This window comes from Novosphingobium taihuense (assembly GCF_007830315.1).
GTDB classification, from domain to species: Bacteria; Pseudomonadota; Alphaproteobacteria; order Sphingomonadales; family Sphingomonadaceae; genus Novosphingobium; species Novosphingobium taihuense.
Window position 1 is genome coordinate 357,709 of the sequence record NZ_VLKJ01000004.1, and the last position, 19,062, is coordinate 376,770.

Genomic DNA, 19,062 nt, shown 5'->3' on the forward strand with positions numbered 1-19,062 from the left:
AAAAACTCCCTCCGTTGCCGAAGGGGGTCTTGTGTTTCAGAGCAGGGCCTGAAACCTTACTTCTTGCCGCGCAGCTTGCGGTGCGCGCCGAGGTCGAAGACTTCGCTCGGGCCGCCATCGTTTTCGAGGAGGCCCAAGCGGCGGGCGACTTCCTGGTAGGCTTCTTCTTCGCCGCCGAGATCGCGGCGGAAGCGGTCCTTGTCGAGCTTTTCGCCGGTGGTCATGTCCCACAGGCGGCAGCCGTCGGGGCTGATTTCGTCAGCCAGGATCACGCGGCTGTAATCGCCGTCCCAGATGCGGCCGAATTCGAGCTTGAAGTCGACGAGGCTGATGTTGATCGCCGCGAACATGCCGCAGAGGAAATCGTTCACGCGGATGGCCATCGAGGAGATGTCCTGCATTTCCTCGTTCGATGCCCAGCCGAAGCAGGCGATATGCTCTTCGGCGATCATCGGATCGCCCAGCGCATCGTCCTTGTAATAGTATTCGATCAGGGTGTGCGGCAGCGGCTCACCCTCTTCGATGCCGAGGCGCTTGGAGATGGAGCCTGCGGCGATATTGCGCACGACCACTTCGATCGGAATGATCTCTGCCTGCCGCACAAGCTGTTCGCGCATGTTGAGGCGGCGGATGAAGTGCGTGGGGATGCCGATGTGGGCGAGGCGCGTGAACACGTACTCGCTGATGCGGTTGTTGATCACGCCCTTGCCGTTGATCGTGCCGCGCTTCTGCGCGTTGAACGCGGTGGCATCATCCTTGAAATACTGGATGATCGTGCCCGGTTCGGGGCCTTCGTAAAGGATCTTGGCCTTGCCTTCGTAGATCTGGCGGCGACGGGACATGGGTTTCGTCTTCCTGCACGGTGCCGGGCTGACGCGCCCGGTCAGAATACAAAACCCCGGCATCGCGTTGGAGGCGAATCCATCGCAAGCGCCGGGGCGTTCACCCGGCCCATAAGCGAACATGGGCCAAAGTGCAATTGGATGCACGGCTGCAATGAAGCCTTGCAGGGCAGGGCGCTGGAATGGCGCGACAGGGGGCGCTAGGCTGCGGGCAAAGGAGACATTGCCGATGACCAGTCCTGCCGCCCGTACAGATGCGATTGCCCTGCTTGCCCGCTATTATGCCGCGTTCAATGCGGGGCACTGGGAGGGGATGCTCGAGTGCCTGAGCGATGATGTGGCGCATGACATCAACCAAGGCGAGCGCGTGGTAGGCAAGGCGGCGTTTGCCGAGTTCCTGAAGCACATGGAGCGCTGCTACAAGGAGCGGCTGGAAGACATCGTGCTGATGGCGAGCGAGGATGGCACGCGCGCCTCGGCGGAGTTCGTGGTGCACGGAGAGTATCTGGCGACCGACGAGGGCCTGCCGGAAGCCAACGGTCAGACTTACGTGCTGCCCGCGGGGGCGTTTCTGGCGATCGCGGGTGGCAAGATCACGCGGCTGACGATGTATTACAATCTGGGAGACTGGACGAAACAGGTCGTCGGGTGATGGGGATCGCGGTTCGGCCACTGACCGGGGGCGAGATTGCGGCGGCGCTGGATGATCTGGCCACCTTGAGGATCACCGTGTTTGCGGCCTTTCCCTACCTTTACGATGGCGATGCGGCTTACGAGGCGGAGTACCTGAGCGAATATGCTGCCGCGCCCGATGCGGTGCTGGTGGCGGCGTTTGACGGGGCGAAGATTGTGGGCGCGGCGACGGCGGCGCCGATGATGCACCAGAAGGCAGAGTTCCGGGCTCCGTTCGAGGCAAAAGGGATCGATACCGCGCGGCTGTTCTATTTCGGCGAGAGCGTGCTGCTGCCCGAGTATCGCGGTGCTGGCATCGGGCATGCCTTCTTCGATCATCGCGAGGCGCAGGCCGTAAGGTGCGGGGCGAATGCGGCGTGCTTTGCTGCGGTGGTGCGGGGTGAGGAACATCCGGCACGACCGGAGGGGTACACACCGCTCGATGGCTTCTGGGCGAAGCGAGGGTATGCGGTCGTACCGGGGCTCACGACCGAGCTGGCCTGGAAGGAGCATGGCGACGAGGCGGAAAAGGTGAATGTGATGCAGTACTGGATGCGGCAGTGGTGATTGGCTCTCGTTCGCCTTTCGGCGAATGCCCACCCCCAACCCCTCCCGCCTGCGGGAGGGGGGAAGGAAGAAGCGCGCCTCCCGCCTGCGGGAGGGGGGAATGACGCGGTTTCTTGTCGCGGCTGCGCAGTATCCGATCGAGCGGCTGGAGGGTTGGGACGCTTATGAGGCCAAGCTGACGCGTTGGGTGGACGAGGCGGCTGCGGGGGGTGCGGCTCTGGCGGTGTTTCCCGAATATGGGGCGATGGAACTGGCGAGCCTTGATCCCGCCACGATGGGCGATCTGGCAGGGTCTATCGAGACGGTGTCGGCGCAGTTGCCGCGCGTGGATGCGTTGCATTCCGCGCTGGCGGTGCGAACGGGGATGCATATTCTGGCGGCGTCTGCGCCGCGCAAGGATGCGGACGGGCGTTTTCGCAATGCGGCGCGTCTGTTTGCGCCGAATGGCAAATCGTCGGTGCAGGACAAGCTGGTAATGACGCGGTTCGAGCGCGAGCAGTGGGATATCGCTGCAGGTTCCTCGCTGCGGGTGTTCGAAACGGCGCTGGGACGGCTGGCGGTTTCGATCTGCTATGACAGCGAGTTTCCGCTGCTGGCGCGGGCCTGCGTCGAAGCGGGAGCCGAGGTGCTGCTGGTGCCTTCGTGCACGGACACTCTGCATGGCTATTGGCGGGTGCGGATCGGGGCGCAGGCCCGGGCGCTGGAGGGGCAGTGCTATGCGGTCCATTCGCCGACGGTGGGCGATGCGGCGTGGTCTCCGGCGGTGGACGAGAACCGGGGGGCGGCCGGGGTCTATGGGCCGCCGGATCGGGGGATGCCGGAGGACGGCGTGCTGGTGGTGGGCGCCGAAGGGACGGCGCAATGGGTCTTTGCCGAGATCGATACCGCGCACGTTGCCGAGTTGCGTGCCGATGGTGGCGTGCTCAATGCGCGGCATTGGGGGGAGCAGCCGGGGGCGGTTGCTCTTCCGCCGGTGGAGGTCGTGGACTTGCGCTAGGCGCGCGGCTATCAGGCTGGTTCGTTACGAGGGAAACCATCCGCAATGTCGCTTGATGCCGCCGAGCAGGTCCACCGGCAGTTCCTTGATGCGCTGGAAAAGGGCACCGCGCGCAGGCGTTCGAACCTCGGGCTGAAGGATGTTGGCCTCAGCCCGGAGCGGGCGGCGGCGCTGTTTCGCTCGCAGGCGCTGTCTCGCCAGCTCGACCGGATGAGCCGCAAGCTGCAGGCGCGGGGCGAGGGGTTCTATACCATCGGTTCCTCGGGGCACGAGGGTAACGCGGTGCTGGCCGAAGTGCTGCGCACGGATGACATGGCGTTCTTGCACTATCGCGACGCCGCGTTCCAGATCCACCGCGCGCATCGGGTGCCGGGCGAGAACCCTGCGTGGGACATGCTGCTGAGCTTTACCGCGAGCATGGAAGACCCGATCTCGGGCGGGCGGCACAAGGTGCTGGGGTCGAAACGGCTGTTCATTCCGCCGCAGACCTCGACTATCGCCAGCCACTTGCCCAAGGCGGTGGGGACCGCGTTCTCCATCGGCATCGCGCGGCGGATGGGGTGGAGCGATACAGTGCTGGCGAAGGACGGCGTGGTGCTGTGCAGCTTTGGCGATGCCAGCGCCAACCATTCGACCGCGCTGGGGGCGATCAACACGGCGTGCTGGGCAGCCTTTCAGGGGACGCCGATGCCGATCATTTTCCTGTGCGAGGACAATGGCATCGGCATTTCCACGCGCACGCCGCCGGGGTGGATCGAGGCGAATTTCTCGGGCCGGGCAGGTCTGAACTACATTGCATGCGACGGGTCGGACCTTGTCGACACGATGCGTGCGGCGCGCGAGGCGGAAGTCATCGCGCGGCGGCAGAGGAAGCCGGTGTTCCTGCACATGAAGACGGTGCGCCTCTATGGCCATGCCGGGAACGACGTGCAGCTGGCCTATCGCAGCAAGGAGGAAGTGCGCGCTGAAGAGGAGCGCGATCCGTTACTTGCGAGCGCCGCGCTGCTGATCGAGGAAGGGGTGATGACTGCGGGCGAGGTGCGCGCGGTCTATGACGAGATCGAGGCGACGCTGGAACGGCAGGTTGAGCTGGCAATCAGACGGCCCAAGCTGCCCGATGCGGCGGCGGTGATGGCGAGCATCGTGCCACCGAAGCGCGAGGGCGTGGAGAGACCTCTCGCCTCGGCGCAGGATCGCGCCGCGCTGTTTTCCGATGATGCTGCGGCGATGGACAAGCCGCAGCACATGGCCAAGCTGATCAGCTGGGCGATGGCGGACCTGCTGCTGCAGTACCCGAACGCGATCGTGTGCGGCGAAGACGTGGGGCCGAAAGGCGGGGTCTATGCGGCGACGCAGAAGTTGCATTCGCGGTTCGGCTCGGCTCGGGTGATCAACACGCTGCTAGACGAGCAGGCGATCCTGGGGCTGGCCATTGGCGCGGCGCATAACGGGCTTTTGCCGATGCCCGAGATCCAGTTCCTCGCCTATGTCCACAATGCCGAGGACCAGATCCGGGGTGAGGCGGCAACGCTCTCGTTCTTCTCGGACGGGCAGTACACCAACCCGATGGTCGTGCGGATCGCCGGGCTGCCCTACCAGAAGGGGTTTGGCGGGCACTTCCACAACGACAACTCGCTGGCCGTATTCCGCGACATTCCGGGCGTGGTGCTGGCGGTGCCGTCCAACGGGCGCGATGCGGTGGCGATGCTGCGCGAATGTGTGCGGTTGGCGCATGAGGAGAGCCGCGTGGTGGTGTTTGTGGAGCCGATTGCGCTCTACATGACGCGGGACCTGCATGAGGCGGGCGATGGGCTCTGGTCCAGCGTCTATCAGCCGCCGGGTGAGGGCGAGATTGCTTTCGGGCAGATTGGCGTTGCGGGTGAGGGGGCCGACCTTGCCGTGGTGACTTATGGCAACGGGTTCTACCTTTCGCTTCAGGCGCAGAAGCTGCTGGCGGAGCGGGGAATCCACGTGCGGGTGATCGATCTGCGCTGGCTGGGGCCGGTCAACGATGACGCGGTGATCGAAGCGGTTGCGTCCTGTTCGCGCGTGCTGGTGGTGGACGAGTGCCGGATTACCGGTGGGCAGAACGAGGCGCTGATGGCGTTGCTGGCCGAACGTGCGCCGGAAAAGGCGATTGCGCGGATGGCGGCGACCGACAGCTTCATTCCTCTCGCCCGTGCGGCGACGCATACGCTGCCGAGCCGGGACGGGATTGTCGCCAAGGTGCTGGAGATGGTGCGTGGCTAAGGAGACAGTCCTCGTCGTTTGCCCCGGTCGCGGCACCTACAATGCGCCGGAGCTGGGGTATCTGGCGCGGCATCATGGCGGGTCTGAATGGCTGGCGCGGTTCGATGCGATGCGGGCAGAGGCGGGGAAGGCGACGCTTTCGGCGCTTGATGGGGCGGCGAAATTTGGTCCGGCCTTGCTCAAGGGCGACAATGCGGCGCCGCTGATCCATGCCTGTGCTTATCTGGATTTCCTCAGCATCGACCGCGAGCGGTTCGAGGTGGTGGCAGTGACCGGGAATTCGATGGGCTGGTACACTGCGCTGGCCTGTGCCGGGGCGGTTTCGGGCGAGCATGGTTTTGCCATTGCCGACGGGATGGGCGTCAATTCGCAGCGCCATGAGCCGGGCGGGCAGGCGGTGCTGGTGCTGGCGGGGGAAGACTGGACGGTCGACCAGGCGCTCGTTGCCACTGTCGAGGCGGCGATGGCGCGGCATGGGGTGCTGCCTTCGATCCGGCTGGGCGGGATGCTGGTGGTGGCAGGATCAGTGGCAGCGCTCGATGGGTTCGAGAAGGACCTGCCGCAGCTTTCTCGCTCGCCGATGCGGCTGGCGGGGCATGGGCCGTTTCATACGCCGCTGATGTGGCCAAGCAGCGATGCCGCGCGGGCGCAGTTTCCGGTGGACTGGTTCGGCCAGCCGCAGGTGCCGCTGATCGACGGGCGGGGGAAGGTGTGGCGGCGGTTCGAGAGCGACGCCCAAGAGCTGTGGGATTACACCTTCGGCCACCAGATCCTGCAGCCTTACGATTTCACCGCCGCGATGACCGTGGGCATCCGCGAGTTTGCGCCGGACCGCGTGGTGCTGCTCGGGCCGGGGGAGACGCTGGGCGGGGCTATTGGGCAGGTCCTGATTGCTCGAAAATGGCTGGACATCGCGTCACGTAACATGTTCACTGCGCGGCAGGGAGAGGATCCGTTTCTGATTGGCCTGGGGAGACCCAGCCAGCGGAGTATCGTGATCCCGTGAGTCAACCGTCGATATTGTTCGTCTGCCTAGGAAACATCTGCCGATCGCCTCTCGCCGAGGCGGCGTTGCGCCGTCGTGCGGTGGAGGCAGGGGTGGCGATGACGATAGATTCCGCCGGAACCGGTGACTGGCACGTCGGCCGCCCGCCCGATCCCCGCGCACAGGAAACCGCGATGCGCCATGGCCTCGACATTTCGAGCTATCGCGCGCGGCAGGTGACCGAGGCGGACTTCCACAAGTTCGGCCACGTTTTCGCGCTCGACCAGCAGAACCTCAAGGACCTCCGCCGCATTGAACCTTCGCGCCATATTGCCGAAGTGCGGCTGCTGATGGACCTTGTGCCGGGCCGCAAGGGCACGGCGGTGATCGATCCCTACTATGGTGACGAGGACGATTTCGAGCAGGCGTGGGCCGACGTCGATGCTGCGGCGCAGGCGCTGGTGAAGCGGTACTTGCGTTAGTGGGGAAGGACAGGTTCCGTCTTGGCGGGGCAGCGTCAGCTATCTGTCTATTCGCGCTGAAAGCGGACCTTCCGGATACGACGCCGATGTGGTCGTGCTTCTGAAGCTTTCCCATTGCTGTTGCCGAGGTATCGCAGTCCGGTCTAACCTTGACCGATGACTGCGCGCTACGACACGATCGGGATCAATTATGACCAGCTACGATTGCCGGATCCCCGCATCGCCAGGCAGATCAATCATGCTTTGGGATCAGCCTCGACCGTATTGAACGTCGGAGCCGGAACCGGGTCATATGAACCTGCGGATAGGCAAGTCACAGCTGTCGAGCCGTCGATTGAAATGATCCGTAAGCGAAAACCGTCGGCCGCTCCCGTCCTTCAGGCAAGCGCCGAGCACCTTCCCTTCGAAGATCAGTCCTTTGATGCCGCGATGGCAATTCTGACGATTCACCATTGGCCCGACAAGGCTGCGGGCTTGCGCGAAATGAGGAGAGTGACGCGCGGGCCGCTCGTGCTGCTGACCTTCGACCCGTCGCACCGGCCGTGGCTGACCGACTACCTGCCCGAACTCGTGTCGCTGGACGAAGGCCAAATGCCGAAAATGTCGCAATATCAAGAGTGGTTTGGTTCAGTGACGATCGAGCCGGTCTTGGTCCCGCGTGATTGCACAGACGGATTCCTGTACGCATATTGGTGCCGACCGGAGGCCTATCTGGACGCGCGGATCAGGTCAGGGAGTTCTTCGTTCTGGTCGCTCCCCGGGCTGGAGGCAGGCTGCTCACGATTGGCAAAAGATCTTGAGAGCGGCGAATGGGATCGCAAGTTCGGGTATCTTCGCGGTGAAACCGAATATGACGCAGGCTACAGGTTGGTCGTTGCCAATCCTGCACCGACAGCCTGACACGCTCGGATATGCAGCGCAGGGCGATCATGGTCGATGTGGATGGCGTGCTGATCGCGCATCCACATCTCAAGGGCTGGTCGGTGAACCTTGAGATCGATCTGGGCATATCCCCTGCAGCATTGCATGAGAGGTTCTTCCGCCGCGAGTGGGACGATGTCGTGCACGGACGCGCTGCCCTTCGGGATCGTCTGGCACCTGCGCTCGCAGAGATTGCACCAGCGGCATTGCCAGATGATCTGATCGCATACTGGTTCAGCAATGACGCGCACGTCGATCACCGCCTCCTCGCAGAGCTGCAGCATCTGCGCCGAGAGGGTTTGGAACTTCATCTCGCGACTGTCCAAGAACATGAGCGCGCCAAGTATATCTGGGACAATTTGGGTCTGCGGGAAACTTTCGACAGCATTCACTATTCAGCGGCACTCGGCTATTCTAAGCCCGATCATGCTTTTTACGGTGCTGTGGAATCAGCCTCGCGGCTTTCGCCCGACGCCATATTCTTCATCGACGACAAAATTGAAAATGTCGCAGCGGCGAAAGAGTGCGGTTGGACCGCTGCTTTGTGGACCGGCCACGAGACTGTGCGGGATCTGATGCGAAGCTTCGAGTGGAAAGGCAACTAACCACCCCATTCCTGCCGTTCGGTCGGCTGTCAGCGATCCGCATTAGCGGTCCTCGCCCCCCAATCTGACCCTAGACCCGTTTGAGGTCTGCTACAGGCTCGGCATCGACGTGGGTGACCGAGACCAGCGTGCCGGGATTGGCGTTTGCGATTGTTACCGTCGATGACAGCTGGGTGGCCAGTGCGTTGACGATGCCGGTGCCGAGGCCCGGCTTGGCCTGGGCGAAGTTGCCGGGCAAGCCTACGCCATTATCGCCCACGAACAGCAGCCAGCCTTGCGGGTTGGTTGCAAAGCCCACCGTGATCTTGCCGTTCTTCGGCCCGCCCGGAAAGGCGTGCTTGAGCGCGTTGATCACGAGTTCGGTCACGATCAGGCCGATACTGACCGACCTGTCTGCCGAGGTGAAGCTGTCGTCGACCACGACTTCGAGCGTCAGTTCTGCCGGATCGGCGATCATCGATGCGCCGATGCTGGCGCACAGGCCCGAGAGGTAGGGCCTAAGATAGACATCGCCGGTGGCGGTGGCGGCGAGCTGGCGCTGCAGGGTGGCGATGGACATCACGCGGTGGTGGGCATCGCGCAAATGCTCGCGCGTTTCTTCGGACTGGACGCTGCGCACGCGCTGCATCAGCACGCTGGCGATGATCTGCAGGCTGTTGGCCACGCGGTGGTGGAGTTCCTGCAGCAGGACTTCCTTTTCGCGGAGCAGGGCTTCCTTCTCCAGCTCTGCATGGCGGACCCGGTTTTCGGCGGCGCGAGACTCCGTGATGTCGGTGATGGCCAGCACCAGCCGCAGGGGCTCGCTGTCGGGATGGGCAAGAACGTGGGCGTTGAGGATCAGGGTGCGCGGTTTTGCGCCGGGGCGACGCAGAACCATTTCATAGGCCTCGATCGCTGCGCGGCCGGCTGCCGTGGCCTTGAGGAGTGAGCGCAGCTGCGGGATGTTCCACTCGCCATCGCCCAGTTCGAAAAGTTCGCGGCCGACGATGTTGGTGCAGTTGATCGAGAAGGCGCGGCAGAACGAGCCGCTGGCCGCCTGCACGACCAGACTGTCGCTGAGCAGGACAAGGGGGGTGGCCGACGACATGACAAGCGCCATGCCGAGGCTGCTCGCCTCGTGGGGAGGGATGGGCGTAAGGAATTCCATGGCCCGGGCTTTCCGAAAGCCGGTGACCCGCAGGGCGAGAGCCATTTCCGGTTGCCCGTCGGCAAGGATGCTGGCGAACTCTTGTGGGTTACCATGTATTCGCCGTGCGTCCTAATCGCCTTGACGACGGGTGCGGTGTAAACCGGATGTCAGGCGACGATCAGCCTGACTTGTGCCTCGCTGATCATCTGCGCGGCTTGCGGCGAAATCCCGCTGTCGGTGATGATTGTGTCGATCTCGTCGAGCCCGCAGACGATGGTGCCCGATTGCGTTTCGAACTTGCTGCTGTCGACAAGCAGGATCACTTCTTCGGCGCGGTCGATCAGGCGGCGTTCGGCGGCGACGAGGACGACGTCTGCCTGCATCGCGCCTTGGGGGCCGACGGCGGCGGCACCCATGAACAGGCGCGGGGCGTGAAAGCGTGGCATCGATTCCTCGCCCGCTGCGGCAAGAATGATGTTCTGTTCGCGGAACACGGCGCCTGATGGCACGAGGATGCGCGTGGTCGGTTGTGGCAGCAGCGCGGTGACGATGTGCAGTGAGTTGGTCAGCACCTGAAGGCCCAGGCCATCGAGGTGCGCGCACATCTGCAGCGTGGTGGTGCCGCCATCGATCATCACGCCTTCGCCGGGCGAGCACAGCGCGGCGGCGGCCTTGCCGATGGCCTGCTTGGCGGCGAGGTTGCGGGTGATGCTCTGTTCGAACGGGGTGCCGAGCAGGCGCGGGCCGGTGCCGTCTTCCCCGTCGGGCAGCTTGGCCCCGCCGTGGACGCGGACGATCTGGCCTGCTTCCTCAAGCCGCGTCAGATCGCGCCGGATCGTGGCGGGCGAGGCATCGAGCAGGGCTTCGAGATCGCGATAGCTGACAAAGCCGGTCGGCCGCAGCGCCTCGAATATCCGCCGTTCCCGTTCTTCCGCGTGCATTTGAGCTGGGGTCCCTTCCGCCCGCGCTTATGCACTCGCCTGCAGCATGTTGCCAAGGCCGATGACGATGGTCGAGCCGACAAGCAGGCCGATGCCGGTCCAGACCAGCGTGCGGGTGCGGGCGGATGCGCCCTTCCATTCCTTGAGCGCGAAGCCCCAGAGCGTGGAGAACAGGATGATCGAAGCCATGTGCAGCGTCCAGGAGGAGAAGCCGTATTCGCCCATCTGGCTTTCGCCCATCGTGTAGAAGAAGAACTGGCCGTACCAGAGCGTGCCGCCAAGCGCCGCGAGGAGCCAGTTGGCGAGGAGGTTCGGGCGCTCGCCGGGTTGTGCCTCGGGCGAGGCCGCGCCGAAGAACTGGCCGAAGCTCTTGTTCTTCGCGATCAGGTAGGCGCACCACAGCGCGTTGGTGGTGAGGCCGCCGGCAAGGACGACGCACAGGACGGGAAGGCCTTGGGCAAGCGGATCGGTGCCGGCGGCCAGCGTCAGGTCGCGGATCGGCTGGCCTGCGGCAAGGCCCCAGGCAAAGCAGCCCGACATGACGCCAGAGAAGGTCGCGATCAGAAGGCCCTTGCGCAAGTTGAACTCGGCCACGCCTTCGGACGCCGCGCCGCCGAGATCGGCTTCCTTGGCATTGCCTGCTCGGGCGACGACCACGATCCCGGCCAGCGTGATCAGGATGCCGAGCAGGGTGAGCTTTCCGCTGGTGGTCGCCGCGATCGCTCCAAGGGTGCCATCGAAGATCGGCGGACCCATCGTGCCGATCACCGTGGTGAGGCCGAGCGCTACTGCCATGCCGAGCGAGAGGCCGAGGTAGCGCATGGTCAGGCCGAAGGTCAGCCCGCCAAAGCCCCACATCGCGCCCCAGAACCAGCACCACATCAGCGTATCGCGCGGGGTGGCGGAGAGGACGCCGAGCAGGTCCTTCGTCTGGATCGAGGCGAAGAGCCAGGGCGCGATTGCCCAAGAGAACAGGCCGCCGGCCAGCCAGAACACTTCCCACGACCACAGCTTGATGCGCTTGTACGGCACGTAGAAACTGGCCGAGGAGAAGCCTCCGATCCAGTGAAAGAGTACGCCCAGCAGCGGGTTCGCGCCCATCGGTTCCTGTCCCATTTTTGTTATGTTTTTACGAGGATCGAGCGGTCGATCTCGCTGATGTTCTTCACGCCGGTGAGCGTCATGGCGACGCGCATCTCGGCCTCGATCAGGCGGAGCATGTGCTCGACACCCTGCTGTCCGTTGGCGGCGAGCGCGAAGACCCACGCGCGGCCGAGCAGCACGCCTTTTGCGCCGAGCGCAAGCATGCGCACCACGTCGAGGCCTGAGCGTACACCGCCATCGGCGAGCACGGTCATCCGGTCACCCACAGCATCGGCAATGGCGGGCAGGGCGCGGGCGGTGGAGGGCACGCCATCGAGCTGGCGCCCGCCGTGGTTGGACACGACGATACCGTCCGCACCAAGATTGGCGGCTTCGACTGCGTCCTCGGCATCGAGCAGGCCCTTGATTACCAGCGGGCCCTTCCATTCCGAGCGGATGAAATCGAGGTCCTTCCACGAGATCGAGCTGTCAAAGTTCTCCCGCATCCAGGCGAAGAAGTCTTCGATGCCGGTCTTGCCCTGAAGCTTGCGGATCACGTTGCCGAGGCCGTGCGGGCGACCCATCACGCCGACATCCCATGCCCACGCGGGCTTCATCGCGCCTTGCAGGGCGCGGCGGATCGCGCCTTTCATGCCCGAGGCACCGGCGAGGCCGGAATGGTAGTCTCGATAGCGGCTGCCGGGCACTGGCATGTCGACGGTGAAGACGAGGGTCGAGCAGTTCAGTTCGACTGCCTCCTGCAGCAGTTCGCGCATGAAGCCGCGGTCGCGGGTCATGTAGAGCTGGAACCAGAAGGGCTTGGCTGCCGCCTTGGCGACTTCGGAAAGCGAGCAGGCCGAGACGGTGGAGAGAGTGAAGGGGACGCCTGCCGTTTCTGCTGCGCGCACGGCCTGGCACTCGCCGCGACGGGCGTTCATCCCGGCAAGGCCGATGGGGGCGAGGGCGACTGGAAGCCTGACCTTCTGGCCGAACAGTTCGGTCGAGAGGTCGAGGCCGGAAACGTCGCGCAGCACGCGCTGGCGCAGGGCGATGTCGCGCAGGTCCTTGACGTTCCGCCTGAGCGTCGTCTCGCTGTAGGAGCCGCCGTCGATATATTCGAACAGGAAGTGCGGCAGGCGGCGGCGGGCGAGCTCGCGGAAATCGGGGATCGAAGCAGCAATCATGCGGCGGTTCTCTTGAGCGAGGCGTCGATCTCGGCGTGCCAGCGGTTGCGGTAGGTGTCGAGATCGCCGTCGAGCGGTTCGACGCGCACCAGTTCGCCACGGGGGGTGAGCTTGGGATCGATCAGGCGCAGCGCGCCGAACGAGACGTCGTTGTGGGCGTTGGCGGTGTAGACGGCGGTGTCGGGGCGCAAGGCGGCAAGCGCGCGGACGAAGACTTCGGCCTCGGCAAAGCGGCCTTCGACGAGAAGGCGTTCGGACGAGCCGATGAGGTCCAGCGCGGTGTCGGCCACCAGCGCGGCATAGAGGCAGGCGGCGGCGCGGCGTTTGTACCAGTCCTCGGGCCGGTTGATCCAGTCGAACCGGCCGGCCGGAAAGGGTCCGAAGCCGCGCATGAGCGTCGGCAGCATCATGGCCGGCTTGCGCAACACTTCGGGCACTGCCGCGAGAAGCGCGGGCTGGTCTGGCTTGATATCGACGCGGCGGGTATCGATCTCGATCAGCGTCTCGATCTCGCGCCCGCCCATGAAGCGGGCAGAGGGGATGGGGCGGCCATGGACATCGACATTGACGAGGCAATCGCGCGCTTCGGGAAGGTCGGCGGTGTTCACCGGCGTGGCTGGAAGCCGCATGCCGATGAACCAGGTGCCGGTGGACAACACGGTTGCCTCGTTCTCGGCGATCTCGGCAAAACCGCGCGCGGCGAGCAGGGCGGCGTTGGAATCGTGCAGGCCCGCGAGGACGCGAACGTCTGGTGAAAGGCCGGTCTGCGCGGCAATTTCGGGCAGGAGCGTGCCCACCGTGTCTCCTGCGCGGACGAGCGGGGCGAAGCGCTGCGCCCAGCCCAGGCGCTTGGCCATGGGCGAGAAGTCTGCTTCTTGCGGACACCACAAGTCGGAATGGCAGCCGAGGCTGGTTACTTCACTCACCGCATTGCCGGTGAGGAACCACGCCCAGTATTGCGCCCAAGGGAGCAAGGTGGCGCGGGCCATGGCATCGGGCGCAAACCGCTCCATCCACCACAGCTGGCTGCCGAAGTTGAGGCCATCGGGGAGGGCGGGCGAGCCGGTCAGCGCGAAGGGATCGCGTTGCGCACGGTATGCGGCCATGACCTCGGGCGGGATCGGCTGTTCGTAATCGAGCGGGGGAAAGGCGAGCTTGCCATTGACCAGCGCGACGATGCCTGCGCCGTGGCCTACGGGCACGATCGTCTCGACCGGCTGGCGGGCGTAGGAGGCGAGTGTTTCCAGCAGCCACTTGGCCGTGGCGGGTGCATCAAGGCGGCGGATGCCACCGATCTCGAGCGGCACGTTGGGGCGCACCTGACGATCGAGCATGGTCCCGCCTGCGTCCCACAGGCTGACCTTGCTCAGCGTCTTGCCGAGATCGATGACTATTGTTGCGCCTTTGGCGGTTGCGCCCGAAGCCAAGCGCGCTCTCCCGTTAAAATGCTTGAAAACGATCAATAGCAATCAATCCTGATCGTTTCCAGCAGAAAGCTCAGAACACCGCATGATCGCCGCGATCGACCTCAGCGCTGCCTTCGAGCACGGCACGGTAATGGTCGAACAGCGTCTCGCTGCCGGTCGATGGGGTGGCGGCGGCATCGTATCGGCCGGTCACGGGATCAAGCACGAGCATAGATTCGCTGGCGTAATAACGGCCGATGCGGGCAAGTTCGGCCTTGGTGGCAAGGCCGGGGATGACGCGGCCGAACAGGCCGAGCGCACCTGCAATCATGTCGAGCATGGCCAGCGGGACCGAGCGGAAGCTTGGGCGTTTGCCGAGCATGGCGAACAGCGCTTCGCCCTGCTGGCGCGGCGTAATTGCATCACCGGGACCACCGATAGGGAGAATGCGGTTCCAGCGGTCCTCCTGCGTCAGACAATCGGCAATGTAGGCCGCCAGATCGCCATCGCTGATCGGCTTGCAGGCGGTCAACTCACCATTGCCGAAGATCAGGAACGGCCGCCCTGCCTTGACGCGTTCGATCTGGCCTGAGAGCGATTTGAAGAAGGCGGTTGGGCGGACGATGGACCAGCGCAGGCCCGAGGCGACAAGCTCCGCTTCGAATGCCAGTTTGGCATGCTGGAAGGCCAGCAGCGGCTTTTGCACGCAGATCGCCGAGAGCAGCACGAACTGCGTGACACCTGCAACCTGCGCGGCTTCGAGCACGTTAAGGTTGGCGCGATAATCGACGTCCCAGGCATCGGTCGGCACCCCGGTGCGCGAAGCGAGGCACGACACGACCGCGTCAAAGCGCCCGTTGGCAAAGACCTCGCCGAGCTTGCCTGTGTCCGCCAAATTGGCCGCAACCACGGTTGCGCTGCGGCTCAGATCGGCATCGGCGCGCCGGACAAGGCATGTCACAGATTGCCCGCGCGCCATGAGGGCTGCCACGGTCGCCCGACCGATGGTACCTGTCGCACCGACAACACAGACGCGCATGTCCCTCTCCCGGCCCGCTCGCTGGAGAGGGCGCAGGTGGGAGTGTCGATCAGAACGCAGGTGCGTTCAAGCGGTCTTGGCCAAGCGGATTTGATGTGACGAGATATCGCGGTGGCCTGACCGTCCCTGCCAAACCGCTGTTCCTTGCCCCCGCAGATGCGCGACTGGTGGGGCGTGGAAAAAACGGCGGACGAGTGTGGTTCGTCCGCCTAGTGGGTGGATGACATGTTTTGCCGGATCGGGTTTGCGGAACCAGTCCGTCAGCTTCGCGGCCTGAGCATTTCGAAGAGATCTGTTTGCCTGCTGTACCAGCCACGGCCATGAAGTCGTGCGACGAGCCGCATCGCCTCGATGTCAAGGCGGATCGTGTCGCTATCAAGGACAAAGCGATCATCCACGTGCGAGACGAGGACTTCGCCCACCACAAGGACCTGGTTCGGACCGGTTTCGATGAAGTTCGTGGTCCGGCATTCGAACGCGACCGGTGCCGAAGCCACGCGAGGGGGCTTCACCTTGACCGAAGGTGCAAGCGCGACGTTTGCGATCGCTGCCTCATCGATCTCCGGGGGATGGTCAGCCGAGGTCAGGTTCATTGTCTCGGCGAGATCCTCTGACACCAGATTGACGACGAACTCACCGGTGTCGCGGATGTTGGCCGGCGTGTCCTTCAGACCTGAAAAGGCCGACTCTACCATGCCAATTGCCAGCACGGGCGGGCTGTTTCCCATCGCGTTGAAGAAGCTGAACGGGGCAAGATTCTGAACGCCATCACGAGAAAGCGAGCTGACCCAGGCGATGGGCCGTGGAACAATGCACGATCCGAGGATCCGGTATCGTTCCGACGCCTTGAGCTCAGCCATGTCCCAGATCATCGCGTGTATGCCTTTCGCTCAGTATTGTCCGCCCAACAACGCGCCCGCGTTGGGCACCCTGCGTTCGAGTCCGAGCTTATCGAGCATCTGGTGCGTCGTGCAAACGGCTGCAGAAACAACCGGTACGCCGATCTGATCCTGCAGGTTCTGGATGATCGGTAGGGACGGCATCTGCACGCAGGCAGATGCCACGAAGGCATCGATCCCCGTCCGGTCGACGCGCTTGTAGATTTCGAGCAGGTGCTGCGGATCGTGACGGCCTACTTCAAGATTGTCCGGGATTTCCAATGCGGTGAAGTCGCGCACGGTAATTCCCTCGCTTTCGATGTAGTCAACCACCAGCTGCGTCAGCGGCTTCATGTAGGGGCAGATCACCGAGATCGTTCTGGCACCCAGGCGGTGCAGGCCCTCAATCAGCGCTCCTGCGCTGGTGACGACCGGCGCAGGAGCATCGTTATCGACCGTGCGCTGGTGAAGCCGGGCTTCCGAAATCCTGTGGTAGCCCTTGCCCATGCTCATGATCGCGACCAGGCAGGCATAGCCGAGCACGTCGACACGCGCATCAGACAGTTCGATCGCGCAGCGGTCGCTGTCGCGGTCCATCGCCTCCAGTTCCTCCTTTACCACGTGCTTCATGCGCATGCGGCTGGAATGGAAGGTGAAGCGCTCCGGCAGGATAGCTTCGCGAGCGCGCAGCATTGCCGGAATTTCGGTTTCCATCGTGGTGTTGGAGGACGGGACGATCTGTCCCACGCGGAAGGGCCGGGTCATGCTCATGATTGGTTCCTGCAATGCTTGATCAAGGTTTGTCCGTCGCGGCTACGGCCTCGCTGGCAGGGCCGGAGGGCGCTTCCTGCTGGCCGGTCAGGGTAACCGGGGCGCGGGGGCTGCGGTTCACGGTCAGTTCGAAGATATCGAAACGGTTGTAGTGCCCGATGATGTCATGCATCTGCTTGGGCTGGATGCAGCGCGATAGGTCGATGTCGGCGTAGACGATGCCTTCGGCATCAATGAGCGGCTCGCCCACCAAGCGCCCGTCCGGCCCGATCACCCCTGAAAACGCACTGTTGCTCCGTTCGAGCCGCGACCGTGCATCGGGAACGAGTGTTTCCATCGCTGCGATGATTTCGTCAGAGATGGTCGAGCACGAGACGATGGTGAAGACCTTCCCCTCGAACGAATGGGCCATGGCGCGGACCTTGATCGCCTCGGCCATGTCATAGTCGGGCGGGGCGACCGGCAGCGAGATATAGCTTGCCGCGTGCACAAGTTCTCCTTGCGCCAGCAGCGAGAACCGCGCCAGCGTGTTGGTGTTCTCACCGCAGGCGAGCCCGCCCAGAGGGCCGATCGCGGTGTCGTAAACCACGAGGCCCGCGCCGTCGCCCGGTGCCCATGTCAGCTTTTCCGCCCAGGTCGGCACCAGCTTGCGATGCCGTCCCATGATCGCGCCGTCGGGCCCGATGAACACCAGCGTGTTGAACAGCGTGCCCAGCGAAACCGGGCTGCGTTCGTTGACCCCGATTATCACGTGGACGCCGCATTCGCGCGCAGCCTCGCACACGATCGCGATCTCGGGGCCCGGGAGCAGGACCGAAGCGCGCACCAGCCGTTCGAACCACGGGCTGCACGAGACGGGGTCTGCGATCCAGCTCCAGTAGGGGTATCCTGCAACGAAGACCTCGGGGAATACGACGAGGGATGCGCCGTTGCCCGCCGCCTCGCGAATCAGCGACGCGGCCTTCGCGCAAGTTGCCATCGGATCGAGAAACACCGGGCTGGTCTGCACCGCCGCAGCCTTGAAACTCGGTAGGTTCAGCATCTGGATATCCACCTTCCTGCCAGTCGGCACGAGTCGTTGCGTGCGTCTGCAAGTTTTTCGCTGCGTGACCCTTGCCTCATGTTGACACTGCGATGCAAGATATTTTAAGCTTGTAACAAATTTGGCGAGGAGACGTGGCGATGGCCGAAGCCGTTTACGATGCATATCGCGAGGAAGTGCTCGGCCGTGCAAATGTGGCCGACACCGAGGAGCTTGTTGAGTTCTACAAGGACCTTGAGAGCCAGCATGCCGGTGCCTTGTGGACTGTGGCAAACAAGATCGAACCCTGGGAGCCCGTGACCGAATCGCAGCCGGTGCTGTGGCAATTCGATCGCCTGCGCGAACATGTGCTGCGCGCTCTGGAACTCGTCAGCCCGGAACAGGCGGGCCGCCGGGTGGTCTATCTGGCCAATCCCGGCCGCCGCGACGTGACCGCCGCGGTAGGTTGGCTCTACACTGGCCTGCAGGTCATGGGCCCAGGCGAGCTGGCGTCCAGCCACCGCCATTCCGCTTCAGCCCTGCGCTTCATCATGGAGGGAAGCGGCGCCTTCACCAACGTCGACGGGCATAAGATGACGCTGGGCCGCAACGACTTCGTGCTCACGCCCAACGGCACCTGGCACGAACATGGCGTTGCCGAGGACGGCACTGTCTGCATCTGGCAGGACGGGCTCGACATTCCGCTGATGAATGCTCTCGAAGCAAACTTCTACGAAGTGCACCCCGATCTGCAGCAGGCGGTAAGTTTCCCGATCGACGATTCCACCGCGACCTGGGGCAATCCCGCGCTCAGGCCTGCTGGAGAGACATGGTCGAAGCGATATTCGCCGCTGCTCAAATACGAGTGGGAGCCGACCTACGAGGCGTTGCTGAAGTATGCGCGGGTCACAGACGGATCGCCTTACGACGGCATCCACATGGATTACGTGAATCCCTTCACGGGCGGCGCGCCGATGCAGACGATGGGCGCATCGATGCAACTGCTGCGTCCTGGCGAACATACCAGGGCACATCGCGAGGTTGGCAGCTTCGTCTACCAGTGCGCAAAGGGTTCGGGCCATTCGATAATCGGCGGCAGGCGCTTCGACTGGAAGGAGCGCGACATCTTCGTGGTGCCATCATGGATGTGGCACGAGCACGTCAACGGCTCGGACAGCGAAGATGCATGCCTGTTTTCGTTCCACGACCTGCCAACGATGCGCACACTCGGCCTCTATCGCGCCGAAGGTCTTGCTGAAAACGGCGGCTTCCAACCGGTCATCTCCTGA

Annotated in this window: 19 protein-coding genes; 9 read left to right on the forward strand and 10 right to left on the reverse strand. The window is 64.0% G+C overall.

Annotated features, from left to right (window positions below):
• Positions 1 to 56: 56 nt before the first annotated feature.
• Positions 57 to 842 (reverse strand): phosphoribosylaminoimidazolesuccinocarboxamide synthase, encoded by a 786-nt coding sequence (gene purC, locus IQ25_RS11125; protein WP_039332937.1) that lies wholly within the window; start codon positions 840 to 842, stop codon positions 57 to 59.
• 229 nt (positions 843 to 1,071) lie between these two features.
• Here purC and IQ25_RS11130 point away from each other — a divergent pair, with 229 nt between their 5' ends.
• The 8 genes from IQ25_RS11130 (at position 1,072) to IQ25_RS11165 (ending at position 8,321) form a co-directional block, all read left to right on the forward strand.
• Complete coding sequence (locus tag IQ25_RS11130) at positions 1,072 to 1,494, forward strand: ketosteroid isomerase-related protein (RefSeq protein ID WP_144905736.1); 423 nt, start codon at positions 1,072 to 1,074, stop codon at positions 1,492 to 1,494.
• Entirely contained in the window at positions 1,494 to 2,081 is a 588-nt protein-coding gene (locus tag IQ25_RS11135; protein ID WP_181447229.1) for a GNAT family N-acetyltransferase, read from the forward strand. The genes IQ25_RS11130 and IQ25_RS11135 overlap by 1 nt, the downstream gene beginning before the upstream one ends.
• A 100-nt stretch (positions 2,082 to 2,181) precedes the next feature.
• Positions 2,182 to 3,078 (forward strand): carbon-nitrogen hydrolase family protein, encoded by an 897-nt coding sequence (locus IQ25_RS11140; protein ID WP_144905740.1) that lies wholly within the window; start codon positions 2,182 to 2,184, stop codon positions 3,076 to 3,078.
• A 45-nt stretch (positions 3,079 to 3,123) separates the two neighbouring features.
• Positions 3,124 to 5,328, forward strand: a complete 2,205-nt coding sequence (locus IQ25_RS11145) for a dehydrogenase E1 component subunit alpha/beta (protein ID WP_144905742.1) — start codon at positions 3,124 to 3,126, stop codon at positions 5,326 to 5,328.
• Complete coding sequence (locus IQ25_RS11150; RefSeq protein WP_144905744.1) at positions 5,321 to 6,334, forward strand: ACP S-malonyltransferase; 1,014 nt, start codon at positions 5,321 to 5,323, stop codon at positions 6,332 to 6,334. The genes IQ25_RS11145 and IQ25_RS11150 overlap by 8 nt, the downstream gene beginning before the upstream one ends.
• Positions 6,331 to 6,795, forward strand: coding sequence for a low molecular weight protein-tyrosine-phosphatase (locus IQ25_RS11155; RefSeq protein ID WP_144905745.1), 465 nt, complete (start codon positions 6,331 to 6,333; stop codon positions 6,793 to 6,795). Before IQ25_RS11150 ends, IQ25_RS11155 begins: the two co-directional genes overlap by 4 nt.
• 156 nt (positions 6,796 to 6,951) lie before the next feature.
• A complete protein-coding gene (locus IQ25_RS11160; RefSeq protein ID WP_144905747.1) occupies positions 6,952 to 7,695 on the forward strand; it encodes a class I SAM-dependent methyltransferase in 744 nt (247 codons plus the stop codon).
• A 29-nt stretch (positions 7,696 to 7,724) separates the two neighbouring features.
• Positions 7,725 to 8,321, forward strand: a complete 597-nt coding sequence (locus IQ25_RS11165) for an HAD family hydrolase (protein ID WP_258537009.1) — start codon at positions 7,725 to 7,727, stop codon at positions 8,319 to 8,321.
• Positions 8,322 to 8,391: 70 nt separating this feature from the next.
• On the opposite strand, the gene IQ25_RS11170 is transcribed toward IQ25_RS11165, so the two are convergent.
• The 9 genes from IQ25_RS11170 to IQ25_RS11210 all read right to left on the reverse strand — a co-directional run bounded on the left by IQ25_RS11170 (position 8,392) and on the right by IQ25_RS11210 (position 17,794).
• The gene (locus IQ25_RS11170) at positions 8,392 to 9,468 is read right to left on the reverse strand and encodes a sensor histidine kinase (RefSeq protein ID WP_144905751.1); all 1,077 of its coding nucleotides are present in this window, start codon (positions 9,466 to 9,468) and stop codon (positions 8,392 to 8,394) included.
• Positions 9,469 to 9,617: 149 nt separating this feature from the next.
• Positions 9,618 to 10,391, reverse strand: coding sequence for a DeoR/GlpR family DNA-binding transcription regulator (locus tag IQ25_RS11175; protein ID WP_144905753.1), 774 nt, complete (start codon positions 10,389 to 10,391; stop codon positions 9,618 to 9,620).
• Between the two features lie 27 nt (positions 10,392 to 10,418).
• The gene (gene rhaT / locus IQ25_RS11180; protein ID WP_144905835.1) at positions 10,419 to 11,492 is read right to left on the reverse strand and encodes an L-rhamnose/proton symporter RhaT; all 1,074 of its coding nucleotides are present in this window, start codon (positions 11,490 to 11,492) and stop codon (positions 10,419 to 10,421) included.
• 20 nt (positions 11,493 to 11,512) lie between these two features.
• On the reverse strand, positions 11,513 to 12,658 hold the full coding sequence (gene lldD, locus IQ25_RS11185; RefSeq protein ID WP_144905755.1) for an FMN-dependent L-lactate dehydrogenase LldD: 1,146 nt from the start codon (positions 12,656 to 12,658) through the stop codon (positions 11,513 to 11,515).
• Positions 12,655 to 14,085: an FGGY-family carbohydrate kinase gene (locus tag IQ25_RS11190; RefSeq protein WP_144905756.1), complete on the reverse strand. Its 1,431-nt coding sequence runs from the start codon at positions 14,083 to 14,085 to the stop codon at positions 12,655 to 12,657. Before IQ25_RS11190 ends, lldD begins: the two co-directional genes overlap by 4 nt.
• Before the next feature lie 70 nt (positions 14,086 to 14,155).
• Positions 14,156 to 15,103 carry an NAD(P)H-binding protein gene (locus IQ25_RS11195; protein WP_144905758.1) on the reverse strand — a complete coding sequence of 316 codons (948 nt, stop codon included), beginning with the start codon at positions 15,101 to 15,103 and terminating at the stop codon, positions 14,156 to 14,158.
• Positions 15,104 to 15,363: 260 nt separating this feature from the next.
• Entirely contained in the window at positions 15,364 to 15,963 is a 600-nt protein-coding gene (locus IQ25_RS11200) for a flavin reductase family protein (protein ID WP_246415493.1), read from the reverse strand.
• Positions 15,964 to 15,993: 30 nt separating this feature from the next.
• The gene (locus IQ25_RS11205; protein ID WP_144905762.1) at positions 15,994 to 16,752 is read right to left on the reverse strand and encodes a maleate cis-trans isomerase family protein; all 759 of its coding nucleotides are present in this window, start codon (positions 16,750 to 16,752) and stop codon (positions 15,994 to 15,996) included.
• A gap of 22 nt (positions 16,753 to 16,774) precedes the next feature.
• Positions 16,775 to 17,794: a carbon-nitrogen hydrolase family protein gene (locus tag IQ25_RS11210; protein ID WP_144905764.1), complete on the reverse strand. Its 1,020-nt coding sequence runs from the start codon at positions 17,792 to 17,794 to the stop codon at positions 16,775 to 16,777.
• Positions 17,795 to 17,934: 140 nt separating this feature from the next.
• Between IQ25_RS11210 and IQ25_RS11215 the strand changes: the two genes are divergently transcribed.
• Entirely contained in the window at positions 17,935 to 19,062 is a 1,128-nt protein-coding gene (locus IQ25_RS11215; protein WP_144905766.1) for a cupin domain-containing protein, read from the forward strand.